At 68.5% G+C, this 26,364-nt stretch carries 21 protein-coding genes; 11 read left to right on the plus strand and 10 right to left on the minus strand.

What is annotated here, in order from left to right; translation table 11 throughout:
- Positions 1 to 115: 115 nt before the first annotated feature.
- The 4 genes from prpF to prpB form a co-directional block, all read right to left on the minus strand.
- Positions 116 to 1,300 (minus strand): 2-methylaconitate cis-trans isomerase PrpF, encoded by a 1,185-nt coding sequence (prpF, locus tag QE373_RS13065; protein WP_309687227.1) that lies wholly within the window; start codon positions 1,298 to 1,300, stop codon positions 116 to 118.
- Between the two features lie 34 nt (positions 1,301 to 1,334).
- Positions 1,335 to 3,950 carry a Fe/S-dependent 2-methylisocitrate dehydratase AcnD gene (acnD, locus tag QE373_RS13070; protein WP_309689799.1) on the minus strand — a complete coding sequence of 872 codons (2,616 nt, stop codon included), beginning with the start codon at positions 3,948 to 3,950 and terminating at the stop codon, positions 1,335 to 1,337.
- Between the two features lie 149 nt (positions 3,951 to 4,099).
- Complete coding sequence (gene prpC / locus QE373_RS13075; RefSeq protein ID WP_057508728.1) at positions 4,100 to 5,257, minus strand: 2-methylcitrate synthase; 1,158 nt, start codon at positions 5,255 to 5,257, stop codon at positions 4,100 to 4,102.
- A 30-nt stretch (positions 5,258 to 5,287) separates the two neighbouring features.
- Entirely contained in the window at positions 5,288 to 6,178 is an 891-nt protein-coding gene (gene prpB / locus QE373_RS13080; RefSeq protein ID WP_309687231.1) for a methylisocitrate lyase, read from the minus strand.
- A 152-nt stretch (positions 6,179 to 6,330) separates the two neighbouring features.
- Between prpB and prpR the strand changes: the two genes are divergently transcribed.
- Positions 6,331 to 7,917, plus strand: a complete 1,587-nt coding sequence (gene prpR, locus QE373_RS13085; RefSeq protein WP_309687233.1) for a propionate catabolism operon regulatory protein PrpR — start codon at positions 6,331 to 6,333, stop codon at positions 7,915 to 7,917.
- Between the two features lie 46 nt (positions 7,918 to 7,963).
- Here prpR and QE373_RS13090 read toward each other — a convergent pair whose 3' ends face one another.
- Positions 7,964 to 8,431 carry a DoxX family protein gene (locus QE373_RS13090; RefSeq protein WP_123699510.1) on the minus strand — a complete coding sequence of 156 codons (468 nt, stop codon included), beginning with the start codon at positions 8,429 to 8,431 and terminating at the stop codon, positions 7,964 to 7,966.
- A 135-nt stretch (positions 8,432 to 8,566) separates the two neighbouring features.
- Positions 8,567 to 9,166, minus strand: a complete 600-nt coding sequence (pdxH, locus tag QE373_RS13095) for a pyridoxamine 5'-phosphate oxidase (RefSeq protein WP_309687238.1) — start codon at positions 9,164 to 9,166, stop codon at positions 8,567 to 8,569.
- 39 nt (positions 9,167 to 9,205) lie between these two features.
- Between pdxH and QE373_RS13100 the strand changes: the two genes are divergently transcribed.
- Entirely contained in the window at positions 9,206 to 10,033 is an 828-nt protein-coding gene (locus QE373_RS13100; RefSeq protein WP_309687240.1) for a kinase, read from the plus strand.
- A 27-nt stretch (positions 10,034 to 10,060) separates the two neighbouring features.
- On the opposite strand, the gene QE373_RS13105 is transcribed toward QE373_RS13100, so the two are convergent.
- Complete coding sequence (locus QE373_RS13105) at positions 10,061 to 10,264, minus strand: dodecin family protein (protein ID WP_057508723.1); 204 nt, start codon at positions 10,262 to 10,264, stop codon at positions 10,061 to 10,063.
- Positions 10,265 to 10,360: 96 nt separating this feature from the next.
- Here QE373_RS13105 and QE373_RS13110 point away from each other — a divergent pair, with 96 nt between their 5' ends.
- From QE373_RS13110 to mdtD, 5 genes are all read left to right on the plus strand, one after another.
- Entirely contained in the window at positions 10,361 to 10,903 is a 543-nt protein-coding gene (locus QE373_RS13110) for a shikimate kinase (protein WP_057508722.1), read from the plus strand.
- Entirely contained in the window at positions 10,900 to 12,012 is a 1,113-nt protein-coding gene (gene aroB / locus QE373_RS13115; RefSeq protein ID WP_309687245.1) for a 3-dehydroquinate synthase, read from the plus strand. Before QE373_RS13110 ends, aroB begins: the two co-directional genes overlap by 4 nt.
- A gap of 379 nt (positions 12,013 to 12,391) precedes the next feature.
- Complete coding sequence (locus QE373_RS13120) at positions 12,392 to 12,631, plus strand: WGR domain-containing protein (protein WP_309687246.1); 240 nt, start codon at positions 12,392 to 12,394, stop codon at positions 12,629 to 12,631.
- Positions 12,632 to 12,655: 24 nt separating this feature from the next.
- Positions 12,656 to 13,759: a uroporphyrinogen decarboxylase gene (gene hemE, locus QE373_RS13125; protein ID WP_309687249.1), complete on the plus strand. Its 1,104-nt coding sequence runs from the start codon at positions 12,656 to 12,658 to the stop codon at positions 13,757 to 13,759.
- A gap of 95 nt (positions 13,760 to 13,854) precedes the next feature.
- Complete coding sequence (gene mdtD, locus QE373_RS13130; RefSeq protein WP_309687251.1) at positions 13,855 to 15,252, plus strand: multidrug transporter subunit MdtD; 1,398 nt, start codon at positions 13,855 to 13,857, stop codon at positions 15,250 to 15,252.
- A gap of 36 nt (positions 15,253 to 15,288) precedes the next feature.
- Here mdtD and QE373_RS13135 read toward each other — a convergent pair whose 3' ends face one another.
- Complete coding sequence (locus tag QE373_RS13135; RefSeq protein WP_309687254.1) at positions 15,289 to 18,813, minus strand: ATP-binding protein; 3,525 nt, start codon at positions 18,811 to 18,813, stop codon at positions 15,289 to 15,291.
- A 156-nt stretch (positions 18,814 to 18,969) separates the two neighbouring features.
- Positions 18,970 to 22,482, minus strand: coding sequence for an ATP-binding protein (locus tag QE373_RS13140; RefSeq protein WP_309687260.1), 3,513 nt, complete (start codon positions 22,480 to 22,482; stop codon positions 18,970 to 18,972).
- A gap of 292 nt (positions 22,483 to 22,774) precedes the next feature.
- Here QE373_RS13140 and QE373_RS13145 point away from each other — a divergent pair, with 292 nt between their 5' ends.
- Genes QE373_RS13145 through QE373_RS13155 form a run of 3 tightly spaced genes read left to right on the plus strand, consistent with a single transcriptional unit; the run spans position 22,775 to position 24,529 of the window.
- Positions 22,775 to 23,383, plus strand: a complete 609-nt coding sequence (locus QE373_RS13145) for a YceI family protein (protein ID WP_309689802.1) — start codon at positions 22,775 to 22,777, stop codon at positions 23,381 to 23,383.
- On the plus strand, positions 23,380 to 23,949 hold the full coding sequence (locus QE373_RS13150) for a cytochrome b (protein WP_309687263.1): 570 nt from the start codon (positions 23,380 to 23,382) through the stop codon (positions 23,947 to 23,949). Before QE373_RS13145 ends, QE373_RS13150 begins: the two co-directional genes overlap by 4 nt.
- Positions 23,950 to 23,953: 4 nt before the next feature.
- Entirely contained in the window at positions 23,954 to 24,529 is a 576-nt protein-coding gene (locus QE373_RS13155; RefSeq protein WP_309687266.1) for a YceI family protein, read from the plus strand.
- A 36-nt stretch (positions 24,530 to 24,565) separates the two neighbouring features.
- Here QE373_RS13155 and QE373_RS13160 read toward each other — a convergent pair whose 3' ends face one another.
- Complete coding sequence (locus tag QE373_RS13160) at positions 24,566 to 24,796, minus strand: glutaredoxin family protein (protein ID WP_309687268.1); 231 nt, start codon at positions 24,794 to 24,796, stop codon at positions 24,566 to 24,568.
- A 100-nt stretch (positions 24,797 to 24,896) separates the two neighbouring features.
- Here QE373_RS13160 and QE373_RS13165 point away from each other — a divergent pair, with 100 nt between their 5' ends.
- Positions 24,897 to 26,279, plus strand: a complete 1,383-nt coding sequence (locus tag QE373_RS13165) for an L-serine ammonia-lyase (protein WP_309687270.1) — start codon at positions 24,897 to 24,899, stop codon at positions 26,277 to 26,279.
- Positions 26,280 to 26,364: the final 85 nt, after the last annotated feature.

Below are 26,364 nucleotides of genomic sequence, written 5' to 3' on the forward strand. Positions count from 1 at the left end.
CAAGGCGTGCATTATGCCCCGCGCGCACCGGTAGTGACGGCCGCTGGCCGTCATCCGGCGCCACGCTGACGGCCAGCGGCCGTCACTACCGGTTCAAGCGGCCGTCAGTACCGGTTCAAAGGGTATCGGCCGGGACGCGGACGGCGCCTTCCATCAGCACCCGGGCGCTGCGGCTCATGATCGCCTTGGTCACCGTCCACTGCCCGTCCACCTGCGCCGCCTCGGCGCCGACCCGCAGCGTGCCCGAAGGATGACCGAACACGACCGACGTGCGCGCCCCGCCGCCCGCCGCCAGATTGACCAGGGTGCCCGGAATCGCCGCAGCCGTGCCGATGGCGACCGCGGCGGTGCCCATCATCGCGTGATGCAGCTTGCCCATCGACAACGCCCGCGCATGCAGGTCGATCGACGCGGCGGCAATCGCCTTGCCACTGGAAGAAACAAAATCCTGCGCCGGCGCCACGAACGCCACCTTGGGCGTGTGCTGGCGGGTGGCCGCCTGCTCGATGCGCTCGATCAGCCCCATGCGCACCGCGCCGTGCGCGCGGATCGCCTCGAAGCGCTCCAGCGCCGCGCGGTCTTCGTTGATGGCCGGCTGCAGTTCGGTGCCGGTGTAGCCCAGGTCGGCGGCGTTGAGGAAGATGGTCGGGATCCCGGCGGTGATCATCGTCACCTTGAAGGTGCCCACGCCTGGCACCTCCAGGTCATCAACCAGGTTGCCGGTCGGGAACATCGCCCCGCCGTCCTGGTCATCGGACGGGTCGAGAAATTCCAGCTGGATTTCCGCCGCCGGGAAGGTCACCCCGTCCAGCTCGAAATCGCCTATTTCCTGCACCTGGCCATCGCGCATCGGCACGTGGGCAATGATGGTCTTGCCGATGTTGGCCTGCCAGATGCGCACGCTGCACAGTCCATCGCGCGGCACCCGCGCCGGGTCGATCAGGCCATTGCTGATGGCGAAGGGGCCGACCGCCGTGCTCAGGTTGCCGCAGTTGCCGCTCCAGTCGACGAAGGCGGTGTCGATCGACACCTGGCCATACAGGTAATCGACATCGTGGTCGGGGACCGACGCCGCCGAAATGATCACGCACTTGCTGGTACTCGACGTTGCCCCGCCCATGCCATCGGTGTGCTTGGCATACGGATCGGGCGAGCCGATCACCCGCATCAGCAGCGCATCGCGCGCCGGCCCGGGAACCTGCGCGGCGGGCGGAAGATCCTGCAGGCGGAAGAACACGCCCTTGCTGGTGCCACCGCGCAGGTAGGTGGCGGGAATGCGGAGCTGCGGAAGAAAGGTCATGGGATCACTCCAAGGAGGAAGGTCGGCGAGATCGTCATGCAACCTGAGACGCTTCCAGGAAGTCCTGCGCAAAGCGCTGCAGCACGCCGCCGGCCTCGTAGATGGACACCTCTTCGGCGGTATCCAGCCGGCAGGTGACCGGCACCATCAGCTGGCTGCCGTCGCGGCGATGGATGACCAGGGTCAGCTCCGCGCGCGGCAGCCGCGCACCGGTCACGTCGAAGGTTTCGGTACCGTCGATGCCCAGCGTCAGGCGGGTCACGCCCGGCTTGAACTCCAGCGGCAGCACGCCCATGCCGATCAGGTTGGTGCGGTGGATGCGTTCGAAGCCTTCGGCGGCGATCGCTTCCACACCGGCCAGGCGCACGCCCTTGGCCGCCCAGTCGCGCGAACTTCCCTGGCCGTAGTCGGCACCGGCGATGATGATAAGCGGCTGCCGGCGCAGCATGTAGGTCTCGATCGCTTCCCACATGCGCAGCACCTGGCCTTCCGGTTCCACGCGGGCCAGCGAACCCTGCTTCACCACCCCGTCCACCACCGCCATCTCATTGATCAGCTTCGGGTTGGCGAACGTGGCGCGCTGCGCAGTGAGGTGGTCGCCGCGGTGCGTCGCATAGGAATTGAAGTCCTCTTCCGGCAGGCCCATCTGCGCCAGGTACTCACCGGCAGCGCTGCTGGCCAGGATCGCATTGGAGGGCGACAGATGGTCAGTGGTGATGTTGTCGCCCAGCACGGCCAGCGGACGCATGCCGCTGAGGGTGCGGGCACCGGCCAGCGCACCCTCCCAGTACGGCGGGCGGCGGATGTAGGTGCTCTGCGGACGCCATGCGTACAGCGGGCTGATCGGCGCGCCGTGCTCCACCTTGAAGGTGAACATCGGGTCGTAGACCTTGCGGAACTGTTCCGGCTTCACGCTGGCCTTGACCACCGCATCGATCTCTTCGTCGCTCGGCCACAGGTCCTTCAGGGTGATCGGAGTGCCCTGCGCATCGACCCCCAGCGCGTCCTTTTCGATATCGAACCGCACCGTGCCGGCGATCGCATAGGCCACCACCAGCGCCGGCGATGCCAGGAACGCCTGCTTGGCGTAGGGATGGATGCGGCCATCGAAGTTGCGGTTGCCCGACAGCACCGCGGTGGCATACAGGTCACGGTCGATGATCTCCTGCTGGATCACCGGGTCCAGCGCGCCGCTCATGCCGTTGCAGGTGGTGCAGGCGAAGCCGACAATGCCGAAGCCCAGCTGCTCCAGCTCGCCCAGCAACCCGGCCTCTTCCAGGTACAGCTGCACCGCCTTGGAACCCGGCGCCAGCGAACTCTTCACCCACGGCTTGCGGGTCAGCCCGGCGCGGTTGGCATTGCGCGCCAGCAGCGCCGCACCAATCACGTTGCGGGGGTTGCTGGTGTTGGTGCAGCTGGTGATGGCGGCGATGATCACCGCGCCATCGGGCATCAGCCCGCCGGCCTGCTCGAGCTTGCCGGAGACCAGCTTGGCCTCGTCGGCGATCCCGCGCGCGGCCAGTTCACTGGTGGCCACGCGCTTGTGCGGATTGGACGGGCCGGCCATGTTGCGCACCACGCTGGACAGGTCGAACTGCAGCACGCGCTCGTACTGCACCTGCGCCAGGTCATCGGCCCACAGGCCGGCGGCCTTGGCATAGGTTTCCACCAGCTGCACCTGCGCTTCCTCGCGGCCGGTCAGGCGCAGGTAGTCCAGGGTCTGCTGGTCGATGGAGAACATCGCCGCGGTGGCGCCGAACTCCGGTGTCATGTTGGAAATCGTCGCGCGATCACCAATGCTCAGCGCGCTGGCACCGGCGCCGAAGAACTCGATCCACGCACCGACCACCTTGGCCGCGCGCAGGAACTCGGTCAGCGCCAGCACGATGTCGGTGCAGGTGATGCCCGGTTGCGGGCGGCCGGTCAGTTCCACGCCGATGATGTCCGGCAGGCGCATCCACGAGGCACGGCCGAGCATCACGCTCTCCGCTTCCAGGCCGCCGACGCCGATGGCGATCACGCCCAGCGCATCCACGTGCGGGGTGTGGCTGTCGGTGCCCACGCAGGTATCCGGGAAGGCCACGCCATCACGCACCTGCACCACCGGCGACATCTTCTCCAGGTTGATCTGGTGCATGATCCCGTTGCCCGGCGGAATCACGTCCACGTTCTTGAACGCCTTGCGGGTCCAGTTGATGAAGTGGAAACGGTCTTCGTTGCGACGGTCTTCCACGGCGCGGTTGCGCTCGAAGGCGGCCTTGTCGAATCCGGGATACTCCACCGCCAGCGAGTGGTCGACGATCAGCTGGGTCGGCACCACCGGGTTGATCTGTGCCGGGTCACCGCCGGCATCGGCGATGGCGTCACGCAGGCCGGCCAGGTCGACCAGCGCGGTCTGGCCGAGGATGTCGTGGCACACCACGCGGGCCGGGAACCACGGGAAATCAAGGTCCTGGCGGCGCTCGATCAGCTGCCGCAGCGAGGCTTCCAGGGTGGCCGGGTCGCAGCGGCGCACCAGGTTTTCCGCCAGCACGCGCGAGGTATACGGCAGCGTGGCATAGGCGCCGGGCTGGATCGCATCGACCGCGGCCCGGGTATCGAAATAGTCCAGCGCGGTGCCGGGGAGGTTCTTGCGGTACGACTCATTCATCATGGGGCTGGTCATGGCTGGCTCTTGGACAGTGGCGGGCCGGGCGTCGCGTCACCGGCAGGGACGGCGTTGCAACGCCACAACGGAACCGGGACGGCATCGCCGTCCCGCTCCGCCCGGCACCCTGCGCGAGGGTGCCGGGTCACGCGTCAGGCGCGCTTGTCGATCGGCACGAACGCCTGGTCTTCCGGACCGGTGTAGTTGGCACTGGGGCGGATGATCTTGCCATCGATGCGCTGTTCGATGATGTGCGCGCTCCAGCCGGAGGTGCGTGCGATGACGAACAGCGGGGTGAACATCGCCGTCGGCACGCCCATCATGTGGTAGCTCACCGCGCTGAACCAGTCGAGGTTCGGGAACATCTTCTTGATGTCCCACATCACTGTCTCCAGGCGCTCGGCGATGTCGTACATCTTCATGCTCGACTGTTCTTCGGACAGCTCGCGGGCGACGTCCTTGATCACCTTGTTGCGCGGATCGGAGACGGTGTACACCGGATGGCCGAAGCCGATCACCACTTCCTTGCGCTCCACGCGCGCCTTGATGTCCGCCTCGGCTTCATCCGGGCTGTCATAGCGCTTCTGCACTTCGAACGCCACTTCGTTGGCGCCGCCGTGCTTGGGTCCGCGCAACGCGCCGATGCCGCCGGCGATGGCGCTGTACATGTCGCTGCCGGTGCCGGCAATCACCCGGCAGGCGAAGGTCGAGGCGTTGAACTCGTGTTCGGCGTACAGGATCAGCGAGGTGTGCATCGCCTTGACCCACGAATCCTGCGGCTTTTCGCCGTGCAGCAGGTGCAGGAAGTGGCCGCCGATGGAGTCATCGTCGGTCTCCACGTCGATGGCACGGCCGTTGTGGCTCCAGTGGTACCAGTACAGCAGCATCGAGCCCAGGCAGGCCATCAGCTTGTCGGCGATGTCACGCGCGCCGGGATGGTTGTGGTCGTCCTTTTCCGGCGACACGCAGCCCAGCACGGACACGCCGGTGCGCATCACGTCCATCGGGTGTGCCGACGGCGGCAGTTCTTCCAGCGCGGCCTTCACCGCGGCCGGGATGCCGCGCAGCGACTTCAGCTTGGCCTTGTAGGACACCAGCTCGGCGCGGGTGGGCAGCTTGCCGTGCACCAGCAGGTGGGCGATTTCCTCGAACTCGCTGGTGGTCGCCAGGTCCAGGATGTCGTAGCCACGGTAATGCAGGTCATTGCCACTGCGGCCCACGGTGCACAGGGCGGTGTTGCCGGCGGCGGTGCCGGACAGGGCGACGGACTTCTTCGGCTTGAAGGTCGGGGTGGCGGTCGTATCGTTCATGGTTTTCCTCCCGGAAATCGTGGCAGCAGGTTACTTCCTGGCGGCGAACAGCGCATCGAGCTGCTGCTCGAAGGCGTGGTAGCCGATCCGGTCGTAGAGTTCGTTGCGGGTCTGCATGGCATCCACCACATTGCGCTGGTGGCCGTCGCGGCGCACCGCTTCGTACACGCTTTCGGCGGCCTTGTTGGCCGCGCGGAAGGCCGACAGCGGGAACAGCTGGATGGCCACGCCGGCCGAGGCCAGCTCGTCACGGCTGAACAGCGGGGTGGCGCCGAATTCGGTGATGTTGGCCAGCACCGGCACCTTCACCGCATCGACGAAGCGGCGGTAAGTGTCCAGGTCATAGGCGGCTTCGGCGAAGATGCCGTCGGCACCGGCTTCCACGCAGGCGATGGCGCGCTCGATGGCCGCGTCCACGCCGTCGACCTGGATGGCGTCGGTACGCGCGATCAGGAAGAACGCCAGATCGGTCTTCGCATCGGCGGCGGCCTTGACCCGGTCCACCATCTCGCCCTGCGACACGATCTCCTTGCCCGGCCGGTGGCCGCAGCGCTTGGCGCCCACCTGGTCTTCGATATGGCAGGCACCCGCACCGGCCTTGATCAGCGACTTCACCGTGCGCGCGATGTTGAACGCGCTCGGCCCGAAGCCGGTATCGATGTCCACCATCAGCGGCAGGTCGCACACATCGGTGATGCGGCGCACGTCGATCAGCACATCTTCCAGCGTGTTGATGCCCAGGTCCGGCAGGCCCAGCGAACCGGCCGCGACGCCACCGCCGGACAGGTAGATGGCGCGGTAACCGGCGCGCTTGGCCAGCAGCGCATGGTTGGCGTTGATCGCACCGATCACCTGCAGCGGTGATTCGGCAGCCAGGGCCTGGCGGAAGCGGGCGCCGGCGGAAACGAGGGAAGCAGTCATGCAGCAATCCTGTCAGGGGTCAGCGTAGGGCAGCGCAAAGAACGTGCCAACCGGCAAGCCATTGATTTTCCTGCCTTGCCTGACCGCGGATTTGAAACATATGAAACATCGAAACAGATGTATCATGAAACATCCTGCCGACCGCGACGCCCATGTACCTGCCCCGCCCTCCCGACAGCGCCGGCGATGCCGATCCCACCCAGCCGGTGATCTGGACGGTGAGCGTGTCCCGGCTGACCGGTCTGCTGGGCGATGTCATTCCCGAATTCGACCGCCGCGCGCGCATCGAGCAGATCAACCTCGGCTTCGAGGAGGCCGTTGCGGTGATCAACCAGCGGCTGCGCCAGGAACACTGCGACGTGGTGATCGCTGGCGGCTCCAATGCCGCCTGGCTGCGCAGCCGGCTGGACGTGCCGCTGGTGCCGATCCAGGCCAACGGCTTCGACCTGATGGAAGCACTGGCGCGGGCGCGCCGCATCGCCCCGCGCATCGGCCTGGTCACCCACGCCAGCGACGTGCCGACCTTCGGCAGCTTCCAGGACAGCTTCGGCCTGCAGATCGAGCACCGCCGTTTCGTCACCCGCGAAGATGCGCGCGACTGCATCGCCGACCTGCGCGCCAACGGCATCGAAGTCATCGTCGGCACCGGCATGGCCATCGACCACGCTGAAGCCGCCGGGCTGCAGGGCGTGCTGCTGTATTCGGCCGATTCGGTCCGCCAGGCCTTTGAACATGCGCTGGAGCTGACCCACACACTGGCACGTTCGGGCAGCCGCCGCCTGCCGCTGCGGCAACGCCGCGGCAACCGCGCAGGCCAGGGCACGGCGCTGCTCGGCGACAGCGGCGCGATGGCCGAGGTCCGCCAGCACATCGCGCTGTACGCCCCGCATGACAGCACCGTGCTGGTCAGCGGCGAGACCGGCACCGGCAAGGAACTGGTGGCCCGCCAGCTTCACGCTGAAAGCGGGCGACGTGGCCGCTTCGTCGCGTTGAACTGCGGCGCGATCAGTGAATCGCTGCTGGAATCGGAACTGTTCGGTTACAGCGACGGCGCGTTCACCGGCGCCCGCCGCGGTGGTCGCATCGGGCTGGTGGAAGCCTCCGACGGCGGCACGCTGTTCCTGGACGAAATCGGCGAGCTGCCGCTGCCGTTGCAGACCCGCCTGCTGCGCGTGCTGGAAGAGCGCGAAGTGCTGCGCGTGGGCGCCACCGAACCCACGCCGGTCAACCTGCGCGTGGTCGCCGCCACCCTGCAGTCGCTCGAGCAGCGCGTACAGGCCGGCCAGTTCCGTCGCGACCTTTTCTATCGGCTGGCGACCTTGCGCATCGTGCTGCCGCCGCTGCGTGCACGGCGCGGCGACGTCGCCCTGCTGGTGCACCACTTCTTCCAGCAGCTGCGCGGCATCGACGCCCCGCTGGACGAGGACGCCATGGCCCTGCTGGGTGCGGCGGACTGGCCCGGCAACGTGCGCGAACTGCGCAACCTGGTCGACCGCCTGCGCATCCACTGGCAGCCGGGCGACGGCCTCATCGATACACACCGCCTGCTGTCACTGGCACCGGAACTGGCGCAGGGCACGCCCGCTTCGCCTGCCGCGCCGCTCGCCGCCGGGCGCCCGTCCAGCGTGCAGCTGCAGCAGCTGCTGGCGACCCACCGCAATGATCGCGAGGGAATGGCGCAGGCGCTGGGCATTTCGCGCACCACGCTGTGGCGCTGGCTGCGCGCAGCGGGGCTGTGACGAGCGATTCCCTGCTGACGAGCCGTCGTCATCCACCACACCCTTGCTATCGCCGCGCCGCCCAGCGCGCGTCGAGCGCGAAACGTCCACTTCCGGCCAGCGCCAGCCACGACAGCAGGACCGCCAGTGGCACCTCGGTCAGGTAGAAGAACCAGCTCAGCCAATCCAGCACGCCAAGCCCGCCGGGAATGCGTGCGACCCCATCGGTCAGTGCCGCCACCACGCAGATCGCCGCCAGCAACAGCGCCGACGGACGACTGAGCAGGCCGGCCACCAGCAGCGCCCCGGCCACCCATTCGATTGCGCCCAATACCGGCGCGCTCAGCCCGGGAAACGGGATGCCGGCATCGTGCAGCGTGGCCACCATGCGTTCCCGACCCGGCACCGTGAACAGCTTGTTCCAGCCCGAAATGCTGAACATCCCGCCGGCCACCACGCGCGCGGCGAGCAGCAGCCACGACTCCACGCCGCCGCGTAACGGCGCAACCGACCAGACCCTGCGCAGAAGCTCCATCCCGACTCTCCCTTCCCGAAAAGAACCGAAGCTGCAACGGTCTGCCCTGCCGGCACATGAAGCGGTCACTGGCGTGCGGCTGGGGGAACCCGATACAGCATGCAGATCACGTCATGAACTCGCGGCGCCGCGTGCTCAGGGATACAGCTGGCGCTTGCTCCAGCTGCCATCGGCGGCCTTCTCGTAGCACCAGCGCTCGTGCAGGCGGAACTTTGCCCCGTACCAGAATTCCACGCGGTCCGGCACCACCCGCAGCCCGCTCCAGCCGTCCGGACGCGGCACGTCCTGGCCGTCGAAACGCGCCTCTGCCGCGGCGACCCGCGTATCGAATTCCTCGCGCGAGGACAGCGTCCGGGACTGGCTCGATGCCCACGCACCGATCTGGCTCAACCGCGGCCGCGAAGCAAAGTACGCATCCGCCTCGGCATCGTCGACCTGCTCCACCGCACCTTCGATGCGCACCTGGATGCCGGCCTCGCGCAGGCTGCGCCACAGGAACAACAGCGCCGCCCGTGGATTGGCCTGCAGCTCACGCCCCTTGTGGCTGTCCAGGTGCGTGTAGAAGACGAAGCCGCGCGCATCGAAGGCCTTCAGCAGCACGGTGCGCGCGGACGGGCGTCCTTCCGCGTCGGCAGTGGCCACGGTCATCGCGTTGGGCTCGATCTCGCTGCCCTGCCGGGCCTCGTCGAACAGCGCCGAGAAGGTGGACAACGCTTCGGTGTAGAGCTCGCTCATGACGCTTCATTCCTGCAGGGATTGGGCTATTGTGGCGGCATGAAGGCAACTGCGTACACGACCACGACGAAAGGATTCCCGGACACGCTGGCCGAACAGGCGCTGGATGACGCGCTGGCCAGCGGCGCCGAGGTGCCAGTATTGGCGATCAGCGGCCTGCAGGGCAGCGGCAAATCGACGCTGGCCGCGCAGGTGGTGGCGCGTGCACAGGCGCGTGGCCTGCGGGCCGCGACGCTGTCGGTGGACGATGTCTACCTGACCCGCGGCCAACGCCAGCGGCTGGCGCGCCACGTGCATCCGCTGCTGGTCACCCGCGGCCCGCCTGGCACGCATGATCTGCCCTTGGCGCATGCGGTGCTCGATGCGGTGATCGCCCGCGCGCCCACCTCGCTGCCACGTTTCGACAAACTGGCCGATGAACGGCTGCCGCCGGCGCAGTGGCAGGTCCTGGATGCACCACTGGACCTGCTGGTGTTCGAAGGCTGGTTCCTGGGCACGCCGGCGCAGCAGCCGGACGCGCTCGACGAACCACTCAATGCCCTGGAGCGCGATGCCGATACCGACGGACGCTGGCGGCGCTGGTGCAACCAGGCGCTGGCCGACCACTACGCCCCGCTGTGGCGGCGCTGTGACCGGCTGTGGTTCCTGCAGCCGCCGGATTTCGCGGTGGTTCCGCGCTGGCGCTGGCAGCAGGAACAACACCTGCAGGCCGCCCAGCCCGGACGCAGTGGCATGACCCGGGCGCAGCTGGAGCGCTTCGTGCAGTACTACGAACGGGTCAGCCGGCAGGCCCTGCGCACCCTGCCGGCGTTGGCCGACCGGGTGATCGCGCTGGACGCCGAACGCCGCATCGTCGAGGTCCGCTGAGCCGGATCCGCGCGACGCGGAACGGCCTTATTCAACCAGGAAGGTGACCTTCAGGTTGACCCGCCACTCGGTGATCTCGCCGCTTCCGCTGGTCACCACCTTGGTCTCGTTGATCCAGGCGCCCTGGATGTTCTTCACGCTTTCGGAAACCTTCTTCAGCCCGCTGCGTACCGCATCCTCGACACTGGTCTTGGAGGAGGCGTTGATTTCGATGACCTTGGCGACCGACATGGTGGCTGCTCCGTGGCGCGCGGGAAGCTCCGCGCCGGCCAAGGCTGGGGCGTAGGGGCGTAAAGGAATGTCACGGAGGTGTTAGCATCGCAGGGCATGAATCCCGCACCGAACCTGATCCTGATCGGCCCCATGGGGGCCGGTAAAACCTGCATCGGCCGTCGCCTCGCCGAACGGTTCACGCTGGACTTCATCGACCTGGACCAGGTGATCGTCGACAACGCCGGCGCCAGCATCCCCACCCTGTTCGAACTGGCCGGCGAAGCCGGCTTCCGCCAGCATGAACGGCAGGCCCTGCAGCAGGTGCTCAGCGGCCACGGCCAGCTGGTGTCCACCGGTGGCGGCGCGGTGCTGGATGCCGGCAACCGCCAGGCCATCGCCGCGCATGGCTATGTGGTCTACCTGCGGGTCAGCGTTGCGGCCCAGCTGGAACGCCTGGCGCGCGACAAGGGCCGCCCGCTGCTGCAGCGGCCGGACCGCGAACAGGTGCTGCAGGACCTGGCCTACCACCGCGATCCGCTGTACCGGCAGCTGGCCGACCTCACCCTGGATACCGACCTCTATACCGCCGCCGAGGCCACTTCCCAGCTGGTGGTGAAGCTGGCCGCGCACTGGCAGCGACAGGACCTCATCGCATGACCGACACCCCCCCCCTGCACGTCGCCGTCGGCGGCGAGCATCCGTATTCGATCACCATCGGCCTGGGCCAGCTCGCCGACGGCCACGCCCTGGCCCGCCATGTGCGCGGTCGCCACGTGCTGCTGGTCAGCGACAGCGAGGTCGCCCCGCTGTACCTGGCCGGCGTGCGTGCGGCGCTGCTGCAGGCGCGACCGGACCTGCTCATTGGCGAACACGTCCTGCCTGCCGGCGAAGCGTCCAAGACGCTGGCCGAGTTCGGCCGGGCCATCGAAGCGCTGGCCGCGCTGGGCGCTACCCGCGATGCCTGCGTGCTCGCGCTGGGCGGCGGGGTGGTGGGTGACCTGTCCGGCTTTGCCGCCGCCTGCTGGATGCGCGGGGTGGACTGCGTGCAGTTGCCGACCACGCTGCTGGCCATGGTGGATTCGTCGGTGGGCGGCAAGACCGCGGTGGACATCGCGGCGGGCAAGAACCTGGTCGGCGCCTTCCATCCACCGCGCGCGGTGATCGCCGACACCCAGGTACTTTCCACGCTGCCGGTGCGCGAACTGCGCGCCGGCCTGGCTGAAGTGGTCAAGTACGGGGCACTCGGCGATCCGGAGTTCTTCGACTGGCTGCAGCAGCATGCGCAGGGCCTGTCTGCCGGCGACAGCGCGCTGCTGGCCGAAGCCATCGCGCGCAGCTGCGCCCACAAGGCCGCCATCGTCGCGCGTGACCCGCTGGAAAAGGGCGAGCGCGCCCTGCTCAATCTCGGCCACACCTTCGGCCATGCGATCGAGACCGAGCAGGGCTACGCCGCCCCGGGCCGTGATGCGCTCAACCATGGCGAGGCGGTCGCGGTCGGCATGGTGCTGGCGGCGCGGCTTTCCACCGCGCTGGACCGCGCGCCCGCCGCCGACGCCGATCGCCTGGTGGCCTTGCTGCAGTCACTGCAGCTGCCGGTCGCCATTCCCGCCGGGCTGGCCCCGCAGGCGCTGCTGGAACGCATGCGGCTGGACAAGAAGAACGTGGCCGGGCGGCTGCGGCTGGTGCTCTGGCGCGGCATCGGCAAAGCCGAAGTGGTGGCCGATGTGCACGACGAGGCCGTGCTGGCGGTGCTGGCCGCCGGCTGAGCGCGCAGCCTTCAGGCATCGGGTCAAGCATGGGGTCAGAGTCCTTTCGCGTAGCGAAAGGACTCTGACCCCTGCCTTTTTTTTTCTACGCGGTGGCGGCCACCGGAATCTGTCAGGGGCCGGGCGGTGGGGCTGGGCGGGGGCGTTGAGCGCCATGGATGGCGCGAAACGAGGCCCGCATGGATGCGGCTTTTGCCGTCCCCCGCATAGCCCCACCGCCCGGCCCCTTCCAGCTGCGGCTTTCAGCTACCCGCGAGGGGCCTCACCCGTTCGACCGCCCCCCCGATACCCCGCCGCCTGCCCGTTCCCGCGGCTTTCGGACGCGCCGTAGTAACCCGCCTTGTCTCCGGGTCACATAGCGCGGCGCTACACTTGCACCATGCATGCCTTCCTGCAACACCCTGCAACCGGCACCGAAGCGCCCCGCTTCCTGCGCCTCACCCTGCTGCCGGACCTGTTCGGTGGTTGGGAACTGCTGCGCGAAACGGGTCGCATCGGCGGCCGGTCGCAGCTTCGCTGCGAGCTGTACCTGGAGCAGGATGAGGCCCGCGCGGCATTCGACAAGGCGCGCGATGCAGAACTGCATCGCGGCTTCGCGCTCGTCGAAGGCAGCACCTGATCGCACCTCCCCCGCACCGCGCCCATGTCCCACCCGCACAAGGAACACCCTTACGTGACCAGTCCCCTCCGCAATGATCGCCTGCTGCGCGCCCTGCGCCGCGAACCGGTGGACCACACGCCCGTCTGGCTGATGCGCCAGGCCGGCCGTTACCTGCCGGAATACCGCGCCACGCGCGCCAAGGCCGGCAGCTTCCTGGCCATGGCGAAGAATCCGGAGATCGCCTGCGAGGTCACCCTGCAGCCGCTGCGCCGCTTCCCGCTGGACGCGGCGATCCTGTTCTCCGACATCCTGACCATTCCCGATGCGATGGGCCTGGAGCTGTACTTCGTCGAGGGCGAAGGTCCCAAATTCCGCCATCCGGTCCGCGATACCGCGGCCATCGCCCGGCTGGCGGTGCCGGACATGGAACAGGAACTGCGCTATGTCATGGACGCGGTACGGGTGATCCGCCGCGAACTGGATGGCCAGGTGCCGCTGATCGGTTTTTCCGGCAGCCCGTGGACGCTCGCCTGCTACATGGTGGAAGGCGGCGGCAGCAAGGATTTCGCGCGCATCAAGGCGATGGCGCTGAACCACCCGCAGGAACTGCACCGGCTGCTGGAGGTGGTGACCGATGCGGTGATCGCCTACCTCGGCGCGCAGCGCGCGGCCGGCGCGCAGGCGCTGCAGGTGTTCGACACCTGGGGCGGCGTCCTGTCCCCGGCGATGTACCGCGAGTTCTCGCTGCGCTACCTGCAGCGGATTTCCGCCGAACTCGAACGCGGCCAGGGCAGCGAGCGCACGCCGTTGATCCTGTTCGGCAAGGGCACCGGCCTGCATCTGGAAGCCCTGTCGCACACCGGCGCCGATGCGCTCGGCCTGGACTGGACGCTGGACCTGGACGAGGCCGTGCGGCGTACCGGCGGACGGGTCGCACTGCAGGGCAACCTGGATCCGACCACCCTGTATGCCAGCCCCGAAGCGATCACCGCGGCGGCCGGGCGGGTGCTGGACACCTACGCGGCCGGCAACGGCGGTTCGCGCGAAGGCCACGTGTTCAACCTCGGCCATGGCATGTCGCCGGACATGGACCCGGCCAGCGTGCAGGTGCTGGTGGACGCCGTGCATCGGCTCAGCGCGCGCTGACGCTTTTCCCTACATGGCGGCATGGCGTGCGTTGATCGCGCCATGACCGCCATTGGGTGATGATGTCGCCTCCCGGTCGTGCGGATCCAAGCCCGATGACGTCAAGCTACGCCTCCATCCGTCCCCTGCTGTGGCTGGTGTCGCTGGCGATCTTCATGCAGATGCTGGATTCCACCATCGTCAACACCGCGCTGCCGGCGATGGCGCGCAGCCTGGGCGAAAGCCCGCTGCAGATGCAGTCGGTGGTCTTCAGCTACGCCCTGGCGGTGGCCACGTTCATTCCAGCATCGGGCTGGATCGCCGACCGTTTCGGCACCCGGCGCACCTTCCTGGTCGCGATCATCCTGTTCACCCTCGGGTCGCTGGCCTGCGCACTGGCCCAGAGCCTGCACCAGCTGGTGGCCGCGCGCGTGCTGCAGGGCATCGGCGGGGCCATGCTGCTGCCGGTCGGGCGGCTGGCGGTGATGCGCTCGGTGCCGCGCGAAGACTTCCTGCGGGCGATGAGCTTCATCGCCATCCCGGCGCTGATCGGCCCGTTGATCGGTCCCACGCTGGGCGGCTGGCTGGTGGAAGTGGCGTCCTGGCACTGGGTATTCCTGATCAACCTGCCGATCGGGGTGATCGGCTACCTGGTGGCGATGAAGGTCATGCCCGACCACTACGCCGCGCATCGCAGCCGCTTCGACCTGCGCGGCTATGTGATGCTGGCCTTCGGCATGGTGGTGCTGTCGCTGGCCCTGGATGGCATCTCCGGAATGGGCACCCCGCATGCACTGGTGATGCTGATGACGGTGGCCGGGCTGGCCGCGCTGGTGGGCTACTGGCTGCACGCGGCCAACTCCACCGCGCCGCTGTTTTCGCTCGCCCTGTTCCGCGTGCCCAGCTACCGCATCGGCATCCTCGGCAACCTGTTCTCGCGCATCGGCAGCAGCGCCATGCCGCTGCTCATTCCTCTGCTGCTGCAGGTCGGCATGGGCATGAGCCCGATGAGCGCTGGCCTGATGATGATCCCGGTGGCCGCCGCCGGCATGGTGTCCAAGCGGCTGGCGGTGAAGCTGGTGGAACGCTTCGGCTACCGGCGCGTGCTGATGACCAATACCGTGCTGGTGGGCCTGGCCATGGCCAGCTTCGCACTGATGTCGCCGGACCAGCCGCTGGGCTGGCGACTGCTGCAGCTGGCGCTGTTCGGGGCGGTCAATTCGCTGCAGTTCACCGTGATGAACACCGTGACCCTGCGCGACCTGGACGTCGGCTTCGCCAGCTCCGGCAACAGCCTGCTGTCGATGGTGATGATGCTGGCGGCAGGCTTCGGCGCCGCCGCCGCCGGCAGCCTGCTGGCGGCCTTCGCGCCGCTGGAATCACACGGCGCCACCGCGGCCCTGCATGCCACGTTCCTGTGCGTGGGCGCGATCACGCTGACCTCCACGCTGATCTTCTGGCAGCTGCCCGACACCGGCCCGGACCCGAAGCAGATCGAGGAAGTCGCCGAATAGCGCAGCTGCCGACCGCGATCGGCCCCGCGCCCGGCGCTATCGGGACATCGCCCGGGCGATCGCCTCGGCCAGCAGGTCGCCGGTCACCGGCTTGCGCAGGAAGCCCTGCATGTCCGCAGCGCCGACGCGCTCGGCCAGGTCGGCATCGGTGCGCGCGGTCACCGCCAGCAAGGGCAGCACATGGCCTTGGTTGCGCAGGTGCAGGGCCAGGTCGAAGCCACTCAGGCCGGGCAGGTCCAGGTCGAGCAGGCCGATGTCGAAGCGTTCACCGGCCATCTCGCGCAGGGCGGCCAGCGCGTGCTCGGCATGCACCACCTCGTGCCCGCGCGCGCGCAGCAGCCCGCCGACCACCTCGGCGACGGTCGGATCGTCTTCCACCAGCAGGATGCGCAGCGGAAGCGCCGGCGCCGGGCGCAGCTGCGTGGCGGGCGCACCACTGACGTCCAGCGCGTGCAGCGGCAGCGGCAGGTCGACGCGGAACCGCGTGCCGCGGCCCAACTGGCTTTCCACGCTGATGTCGCCGCCCATCGCCAACGCCAGTTCGCGGCTGATCGCCAGCCCCAGCCCACTGCCGCCGTACTGGGCCGCGGTACGCGCCCCCTCGGCCTGTTCGAAGCGCCGGAACAGGCGTTTCTGCAGTTCGTGGCTGATGCCGGGCCCGGTGTCGGCGACCTCGAAGCAGAGTCCGCTGGACGGGTTTTCGGCGCGCGCCAGCAGGGTGATGGAGCCGCGCTGGGTGAACTTCACCGCATTGCCGAGCAGGTTCAGCAGGATCTGCCGGACCCGCAGCGGATCCCCTTCGGCGGCCAGGCCCGGATCCAGCTCGTTGTACAACGTGAACTGCACCGCTTTCTGCCGCGCCAGCGGCGCGGTCAGCGCCTGCACTTCGGCAAGCAGCGCGTGCAGGTCAATGCTCTGCGACTGCAGTTCCAGCCGGCCCGATTCGATCCGCGCCAGGTCCAGCGCATCGTTGACCAGCAGCAGCAAGTGCTCGCCCGCGCTTCGGATCGATTCGGCCTGGCTGCGCTGGCGCGTGTCCAGCGGCGATGACAGCAGCAGTTCGGTCATGCCCAGCACGCCGGTCATCGGCGTGCGCACCTCGTGTCCCAGATTGGCCAGGAAGCGGGTCTTGGCCGCCGATGCCTGCTCGGCCACTTCCTGCTTGTGCACGGCCATCTGGTAGTCATGCCGCCGGTGCAGCCGCCGCCGGTACAACCAGGCAAAACCGCTCAGCAGCAGCAGCGACGCGGCGGCCAGCACCAGCACGCCGGTAACGCTGCGCCACCACGGTGGCAGCACCTGGAATTCAAGCGTCTGCACCCGCGACCAGACGTGGTCGGCGGAGCGTGCCTGCACTTCCAGTGCGTAACGCCCCGGCGGCAGCGCCGAGAACACCCGCTCCCCGCCTGCCCCGCCATCCACCCAGTCCGGGTCATAGCCCGCCAGCCGGAAGCGATAGACATTCGAGGCCGCATCACTGAAGGACAGCAGCCGCGCCACGATGTGCAGGTCACGGTCACCGTCTTCGATGGTCACGGCTGCATCGTGGGTCAGCTCGACCACCTTGTCGCCGCGACTGACCTCGACCCGCTCGATCACCAGCGGCGCCTGCCGCGTGGGCGGCCCCACCTTCAGCGGATCGAACACCACCAGCCCGGCCGGCGTGCCTGCCAGCAGCTGTCCACCGGCCGCGGTCACCAGCGTGTTTTCACGGAACTCCTGGCTGGGCAGGCCGTCATGCACCCCATAGAGCCGCACGCTCGGCGCGCGCGGGTCCACCCGCAGCATGCCGCGCGGGCTGCTGGCCCAGACGATGCCGTCGGCCCCCACCGCCAGCCCGTTGGCGGCCAGCGCCGGATAGCCCTGCACCGCGCCGATCGCGCGGTGCCGCTGCAGCGCATTGCCGTTCCACCGGTGCTGCACCAGGCGACCATCCTGCGACAGCCAGACCTGGTCGTCGGCCGCCAGCACCATCGCATGCACGGCCCCGGAAGGACCGCCATCGACCTGCACGAAACGCGCCCCCTGCGCATCCCATTCCTGCACGCCGGCGCTGCTGGTCAGCCAGGGCAGGCCGCGCGGACCGCATTCCAGGCTGGTCGCGAGCTGGCCCGACTGCAGCCCACCCTGCCCAAGCGGTACGTCATGCAGCAGGTGCCCGTCCAGGTCACGCGCCTGCACGCCGGGCGGCGACATCGTCCAGACCTGGTCGCCGCACACGGCGATGTCCTGGACGTTGCCCTCCATCACCGCATCCCGGCCGACCCCGGTGCCCCAACGCAGCAGTTGGCGACTGGCCGGGTCGTAGCGCAGCAGCGCATCCATCGATCCGATCCAGACCCGCCCGCGGGCATCCTCGGCCACCGACAACAACCAATGGTTGCCGTTGACCCAGGTCAGGTGCTGCTGCACTTTCCCGGTGGCCGGGTCCAGCTTGTCCAGCGCGCCGTGGCCGCCCACCGTCCACACGCCCCCATCGCGCGACGCCGCGGTGCCCAGCACGAAGGCATTGCGCAGTGACGAAGGCTCGTCTTCCAGCCGGGCGAGCACCGAAAACTGCCACCAGCGCGGCAGCAGGTGCCACAGCCCGGCATTGGTGCTGGCCAGCCAGATGCCGCCTTCGCGATCCTGGAAAGCGCCGCTCCAGTTCGGGCGTACCCGCCCCCGCGCGAGCGCGCTGTACAGCGGCACCTGCTGGTAATGCCCTTCCACCCCCCGGCCCAGTCCGGAACGGGTGTCCAGCCAGTAGCCGCCCTGCTCGTCATGCAGCATCACGCCGAGCACCTGGTCCCCGGCCGGTACCGGCCAGGGCGCAGGTTCGAAGCGCCCGTCGGCGCGCCGCACGATGACACTGCCGAGCGTGTTGATCCACAAGCTGCCATCGGCGTCGGCGGTCATTCCGTTGATCACCGCATCGGCGGGCAGCGCATCCGGCATGCGTTCGAAATCGCTGCCGGTCCAGCGCGCCAGTCCGCGCTTGGTGCCGACCCACAGCGTGCCATCGGGCAGCGTGGCCAGGAACGGTACGCTGTTGGACGGCAGGCTGCGCGGGTTGCCCGGCTCGGGCAGGAAGCGCTGCAACCGGTCCTGCGCATCCAGGCGGTACAGGCCGCCCTCATAGGTGCCGAACCAGATCGCACCATCGGGGGTGGAGGCGACGCTCCACACCGTGTTGCTGGCCAGCAGGGGCTGGCTGGCGCGGTCATAGAAACGCATCTGCCGGCGGTCGGCGGACAGCCGCACCAGCCCGGCGTTTTCCGTGCCGATCCACAACTGGTTGCGCGCGTCGGCCAGCACCGTCCAGATGCGGTTGTCACGCAGGCCATCCTCAGCGCGCCAGATGCGATAGCTGCGGCCGTCGAAGCGCGCCAGCCCGTCGTTGGTGGCGATCCAGAGATAGCCCAGGCGATCTTCGGCCATCCGGTTGACGGTGTTGGAAGGCAGCCCATCGAACACGGTCAGCTGGCGTGGCGTGGGCGGCACCGGCTGCGCCAGCACGTGCGCTGGCACGCACAGCAGCCAGGCCGACAGCAACAACGCGATTACATTCCCACGCCCCATCACCCTTGCCATCTCCGCATTGCCGTCCCTCACCTGCCAGACCGCGCGTTCAACGCAGCGGTGGATGCGACAGCACATCGCCGTCCCGGCATGGTAAACCGAAGGCCTGCCCTTCGCGCGGGGCGCGCCGCGGGCAATCCGCTGCCACGGCAGGATTCACGGCCATGGACGGCGCTGGCGCGCGCGCGCAATGGCACCGACCAGCATGTCGCCGGTCACCGGCTTGCGCAGGAATCCGTCGAATCCTGCTGCCAGCACTTCCGCTTCCGCATAGGCGTCGGAACGGGCGGTCACCGCCACCAGCGGGAAGTCATGCGCGAGGGCGCGCAGTTGCCGCGCCAGGGCCAGGCCGTCCAGCGCAGGCAGGTCCAGGTCCAGCAGTCCGACATCGAAGGAGGAGGTGGTCACTTCGGCCAACGCCGCCAGCCCGTGCAGCACATGGACCACGCGGTGGCCGCGCGCCGACAGCAGGCCGACGATGACCCGGGCCACGGTCGGATCATCTTCCACCAGCAGGATCGCCAGGCCGGGCAGCTCCAATGAAAGCGAATCGGCGCCGGGCGCAGGCGGCCCAGCCTCCTGCTGCCACGGCAGCGGCAGTTCCACCCGGAAACACGCCCCGTGGCCCGGACGGCTCTGCACGCCGATGCGCCCGCCCATGGCCACGGCGAGTTCCTGGCAGATCGCCAGCCCCAGCCCGGAGCCACCGAAGCGCGAGGCGGTGCGGGGTCCCTCGGCCTGTTCGAAGCGCTCGAACAGCCGCGCCTGCTGCTCGGCACTGATGCCCGGACCAGTATCGATGACCTCGAAGGCGAGCCCGACCCCGCCCTCGCAGGGGTGGGCTTCCAGGCGCACCCCGCCACGTTCGGTGAACTTGATGGCGTTGCCCAACAGGTTCATCAGGATCTGCCGCACGCGCATCTCATCGCCGCTGGCCGACACGTAGCCGGGCATGCCGACCCGGCGCTGGAAGTCGAGCCCGCGCTGCCGCGCCAACGGTTCCATCAATCCCTGGACTTCGTCCAGCAGCGCACCGAGGTCGAACGGCCGGATGTCCAGTTCCAGCCGGCCGGCCTCGATGCGCGCCAGGTCCAGCGCATCGTTGACCAGTCGCAGCAGGTGGGTGCCGGCCTGGTGGATGGCGCCGGCGTAGCCGCGCTGCTGCTCATCCAGCGCCGAATCCAGCAACAGTTCGCTCATGCCCAGCACGCCGGTCATCGGGGTGCGCACCTCATGGCCCAGCGTGGCCAGGAAATGACTCTTGGCCTGCGATGCCTGCTCGGCCAGGTGCTGCTTGTGCAGGCTCAGCTGCCATTGCTGGCGACGCCGCAGCCGCAGCCGCACGTAACCGCCCAGTGCCGCCAGCAGCGCCACGCCGCTCACCGCATACAGCGACAGCGCAACGCCGCTGCGCCACCACGGCGGCAGCACCTGCACGTGCAGGTCGGGGGCGGCGGTCCACTCACCACCGGCGCGGCGTGCCTGGACTTCAATGCCGTAGCGGCCTGCCGGCAGCCGCGACAAGGTGCGTTCGCCGTCCACCGCCGGCACCCAGTTCAGGTCGTATCCCTCCACGCGGAAGCGGTAGGCGTTGCTCAGCGGATTGGCAAAGGACAGCAGGCGTGCGTTGATCTGCAGGTCGCGATCATCCGGCCCCAGCACCACCGGGGCCCCGAGCGGCAACTCCTGCCAGCCTTCGCCGTCGTCGCGGCGCACCCGCAGCGCGCCGAGCACCAGCTGCGATGGCGGCAGTGCGGCATCGCGCACGCCGGGGTCGAAGCCCACCAGGCCGGTCTGCGACACCGCCAGCACGCGCCCTGCCGCGTCCTGGGCGGGGGGACGACCGGTGAACTCGGCATCCGGCAGTCCATCACGTTCGGTGTACAGCCGCAGTTGCCGGCTCTGCGGATCCCAGCGCATCAGGCCGCGCGGACTGGTGGCCCACAGCTGCCCGTCCGCGCCAGGCACCAGGCCGCCGATTGAAACCGGAGGCACGCCTTCATCTGCCGCGACCTGCTCGCGCAGGGTCAGGCCCAGGCCATCCCAGTCATAACGTTCAAAGGCACCCTGGCGTGCCAGCCACAGGCTGGTCGAGGTCATCCAGGCGATGTCGAAGATCGGCCCACGTGACACCCCCGGCACGGCGATGAAGGTGTCGTCCTGGAAGCGCAGCACGCCCATGTCGCCGACGATCCATGGCTGGCCACGGGCGTCGAAGCGGATCTGTTCAACCGGCGCTTCACTGCGCCCGGGCAGGTCGGCGGCCAGCACTTCGCGCAGCACGCGTCCATCACCGGCACGCTGCTGCAGGCCATGGTTCATCACCGACAACCACACCGTTCCATCCGGCGCGGCGCGCATCAGGTCGATGCGTTGGCGCAGGTCCGCACCGCCGTGGATCAACCAGTCACGATGGGTACCCCGGCGGGGGTCGTACACCGTGATGCGCCCGGCACGCCCCAGCCACACGTTGCCGTCGGCACGTGGCAGCAGCGACCAGATGGCGCCGCTGCCGATGGTTTCATCGCTGACCAGCAGCGACAGCGTGCCTTTTCCATCCAGTCGGTACACGCCATGCGCCGCGCCGATGTAGAAGTCGGTGCCATCACTGGCGGCGCTGAGCAGGTATTGGCTGTCCAGTGGCTTGCCATCCAGCTGGTACCACGTCGAAAAGCGCTTCCAGTCCGGCGGCAGATAGGCCAGGCCCTGGGTGAGCAGCGCGATCCAGATGCCGCCTTCGTGATCCTGCAGCAGGTCAAGCACGCCACTGTGTGCGGTCAGGAAGCCACTGCCGCGGTCGCCTTCGAGCCGCCGCAGCTGCTTTTCATCGCCACGCAGCAGCCCCTCCGATCCGCCGACCCAGTAGCCGCCCTGGCGATCATGCAGGACCATCGAAGAGCGCAGCGTCCCCCCTTGTGACCACTGCGGACGATGTACCCGGTCGTCGGCATCGATGCCGAACATGCCCTCCGCCTGGGTCCCCACCCAGACACTGCCGCCGGCATCGCGGCTCAGCCGCAGCACCGCCGTCGTGCCCAGGGTGGCCACGCCAACCCGCTCGAAGCCGGTTCCGTCCCAGCGCGCGACGCCCTGCTCGGTGCCGATCCACAAGCGTCCGCGTTCGTCCACCAGGCTGGAATAGATCGTATCGCTCGGGATGCTGCGCGGATTGGCCGGATCATGGCGGAACACCTGCACGTTTCCGGCTTCGTCGCGCCGGCACAGCCCGTACGCGCTGGTGCCGATCCACAACGATTTGTCGTGATCGGCCAGCGTCCAGAACTGTCCCTGGCAGGTTTCGTTGAGATCGTTGATCGACTCGAAGGCATCACGGGCCGGTCCCATGCGCACCAGGCCCACGCCGTTGATGCCCAGCCACAGCCGGTCCTGCGCATCCACCAGCAACGTTTCAATCTCGTTGCCGGGCAGGCTGCCTTCCACCTGCGGGTCATGCCGCCAGCTGCGCAGCGACACGCCGTCGTAACGCGCCAGCCCACCGTCGGTCGCGGCCCACAGGTAGCCCTGGCGATCCTGCGCCAGCGCGGTCACCATGCGCGAAGGCAGGCCTTCGGCGGTGCCCAGGCGCCGCAGCCGGGGCGTTTCGGCGGCGTCCTGCGTGGCGGCCATTGCCGGGCCGGGCAGCAGCCCGGCCAGCACGGTGCTGGCCATTGCCAGCAGCCATCCCAATGCCCGTCCATGATGCATGTGCCTGACCATCGCTTCCCCTTGGATGCCGGCGATTGTCACACAGCCTTGACGAGGCGTCCGTCGAGGCGGAGGCTGCCGCTGTCGTTGCCGACACGCCCTGACAGCCAAGGCGTCATCGGCACCATGAACTGTTGCAGCCATGTGGCTGCTCGCGAAGCCGGTGCCGTGCGTATGATCGTCACGTCCCCCTGCAGGAGCCCACCGCGTGCTGCAACGTCTCACCGTCGCCTTGCTGCTGTCCGCCCTGCCCTGCATGGGACTGGCCGCCACGCCGCTGTACCGCCTCGACCCGGTGCATACACGGGTGCTGTTCGCCATTGAACACGCCGGCTTCTCCCATGCACTGGGCACCGTATCGGGCAGCGAGGGCGAGCTGTATTTCGACCCGTCCAACTGGGCCGCCTCGCGGCTGGACGTACGCGTGCCGATCACCCGCCTGGACCTGGGCGATGCGAAGTGGAACCAGGCCACGCTGGCGCGCAACCTGCTCGACGGCGAACGCTTCCCCGAAGCACGCTTCGTGTCTACCCGGGTGGAACCGATTGATGACACGCACGCACGCGTCATCGGTGGGCTGACCCTGCGCGGGGTCACCCGCGAGGTGGTGCTGGAGGTGACGCTTAACGCCCTCAAGCGGCATCCGCTGCCACCGTTCCGCCGCACCGCCGGTTTTTCCGCGACGACCACCTTGAGCCGCCATGACTTCGGCCTTACCGCGTGGTCCAGCATGATCGGCGACAGCGTGCAGCTGCGTATCGAAGCCGAGGCGGTCCGCGACCGCAACGGCGCTGATGACGAACCGCCTGCCGCCTCGCCGGCGGCCCCTGTTGCGCCCGAACCGCCTGCCAGGAGCACGCCATGACCCGTCCCAATGCACAACGCTGGGGAGGCGTGAGCCAGTCCCTGCACTGGCTGATCGCCATCCTGATCCTGACCCTGGGGGTGGTGGGATTGACCATGGGCGAACTGCCGAAGACGCCGAAATATTTCTGGGTGTACACCGCGCACAAATCCCTGGGCATCAGCGTCCTGGCGCTGGTGGCCCTGCGGCTGGGCTGGCGCCTGTATGCCGGTGCGCCCCCGGCGGTGCCGGGCACGCCGAGTTGGCAGGAACGCGTTGCCAGTGCGACGCACGGGCTGCTGTACGTGCTGATGTTCGCCATTCCGCTGTCCGGCTGGATATACGACTCGGCCAGTGGCCTGCGCCCGTTCCGCTGGTTCGGGCTGGTCGACGTGCCCAAGCTGGTGGCACCGGATCCGCAGACGGTCGCCGTGTCGCATGCCATCCATGAGTACGGTTTCTGGCTGTTGATCGCGGTGGTGCTGGCGCATGCTGGCGCCGCGCTCTACCACCACTTTTTCCAACGCGATGCCACGCTGGTGCGCATGCTGCCGCGCGGCTGGCTCGCCTCTTCCCAGAAGGATTGATTCGATGAGCATCAAACTGAGCACCCCGTCCGCCGTCGCTGCGGCCCTGGCCGGCCTGCTGGCGGCCTCGCCGGCGATGTCCGCCGACTACGTCCAGGCGGCCGGCGCGCCGGGATCCAACCTGGCCTTCGCCACCAAGTACGACGGCGAAGTCTTCGCCGGCACCTTCCCCGGCTTCTCCACCCAGCTCAGTTTCGACCCGGCCAATCCGGCGGCGGGTTCGCTGGACGTGGCGATTCCGTTGGCCGGTGCCCGCAGCGGCAACAGTGACCGCGACTCCACCCTGCAGGGCGCGGACTTCTTCGATGTCGGCAAGTTCGCCACCGCGCGTTACACCGCCAAGGGGTTCCGCGCGCTTGGCAATGATCAGTTCGCCGCAGACGGCACGCTCGAACTGCGTGGCGTCAGCAAGCCGGTCACCCTCACCTTCACCTGGACCCCGGGCGCACAGCCGGTGCTGAAGGGCAAGGCAACGGTGAAGCGGCTGGACTTCGGCGTCGGCGGTGGCGACTGGGCCGATACCAAGACGATCCCGGATGAAACGGCAATCAGCACCGTGGTGACCTTCAAGGCGAAGTGATCGACAGGCATGGGAGGTGCCGGCCAGCGGCCGGCACTACCTGTCTTCCGCCAGCCAGGCCTGCACGTCAGCGGCGTGGAACGGCCAGTCCAGTTCGCGGTCCGACCCGGCATCGCGCAACACGGGGACGCGGGAACCGTAGCGCCGTTCAAGCCCCGGCTGGTCATCGATGAACAGCGAATCGAAGGCAGGAAAATACGCCTGGGCGAGCACCGCCAGCGCCTCGTCGCACAGTTGGCAGTCGTCGCGCTGGTACAGGATGAACACAGGCAGGGCTCCAGTGACCGGCTTTGCTGCGGCGCAGCCAAGGATGGGCTGCGGCAACCGCTAGAATAGCGGCTTTCCCGGTACCCGCAGCGCGGCATCCATGGCAGTCAGCACGTTCGACGTCTTCAAGATCGGCATTGGCCCGAGTTCCTCGCACACCGTCGGCCCGATGAAGGCCGCCGAGCGCTTCGTGCACCGCTGGCTGCTGGACCCCGGCCGGCTGCAGGACGTGGTGCGCATCCGCGCCGACGTCTACGGGTCGCTGGCGCTGACCGGTCGCGGGCACGGCACCGACAAGGCGGTCCTGCTGGGGCTGGAAGGCCAGCGACCGAACCTGATCGACCCGGACATCATCCCGGCGACGCTGGAACGCATCCGTGCCAGCAAGCGCATCAACCTGATGGGCCAGCACGAGATCAGCTTCGACGAAAAACGCGACCTGGGCCTGAACAAGCGCCAGAAGCTGCCCTACCACACCAACGGCATGCGCTTCACCGCCTACGGCGCCAACGATGAGCTGATCGCCACGCGCGACTACTACTCGGTCGGCGGCGGCTTCGTGGTCAACCAGGATGACGCGGCGGACGACCGCATCGTGCCCGACGAGACCCCGCTGCCGTATCCGTTCAAGAGTGGCGATGAGCTGCTGGCGCAGACCGCGCGCAGCGGCCTGAGCATTGCCCAGTTGATGTTCGAGAACGAAAAATCCTGGCGCAGCGAAGACGATATCCGCGCCCAGCTGCGTGAGATCTGGGAAGCGATGCAGGCCTGCGTGGCCCGCGGCATCCGCCAGGAAGGCGTGCTGCCCGGCGGGTTGAAGGTGGGCCGCCGCGCGCCGGCGCTGCATCGCGAACTGTCGTCCAAGCCGGAAGCCGCAATGCGCGACCCGCTGACCACGCTGGACTGGGTCAACCTGTACGCGCTGGCGGTGAACGAAGAGAACGCTGCCGGCGGCCGCGTGGTGACCGCCCCGACCAACGGCGCGGCCGGTGTGCTGCCGGCGGTGCTGCACTACTTCGACCGTTTCTGTCCGGGCGCGAACGAACAGCGGATCTTCGACTTCCTGCTGACCTCGGCAGCGATCGGCATCCTGTACAAGGAAAACGCCTCGATTTCCGGTGCCGAAGTCGGCTGCCAGGGCGAGGTGGGCGTGGCCTGCTCGATGGCCGCCGGTGGCCTGGTCGCCGCGCTCGGCGGCAACCCCAGCCAGATCGAGAATGCAGCCGAGATCGGCATGGAACACAACCTTGGCCTGACCTGCGATCCGATCGGCGGCCTGGTGCAGATTCCCTGCATCGAACGCAACGCGATGGGCGCGGTGAAGGCGATCAATGCATCGCGGATGGCGATGCGCGGCGACGGCAAGCACAAGGTATCGCTGGACAAGGTCATCAAGACCATGCGCGACACCGGCCGCGACATGCAGGACAAGTACAAGGAAACCAGCCGCGGCGGGCTGGCGGTCAACGTCATCGAGTGCTGAGCTCGCTGAACACCGTCGCTGACGGTAGGTGACGGCCGCCGCTGCAGGTGGCTGACGACCACCGCTTGAGGTGCGTGACGACCGT

Origin of the sequence: Stenotrophomonas sp. SORGH_AS_0321, from assembly GCF_031453215.1 — a bacterium.
GTDB lineage: Bacteria > Pseudomonadota > Gammaproteobacteria > Xanthomonadales > Xanthomonadaceae > Stenotrophomonas > Stenotrophomonas chelatiphaga.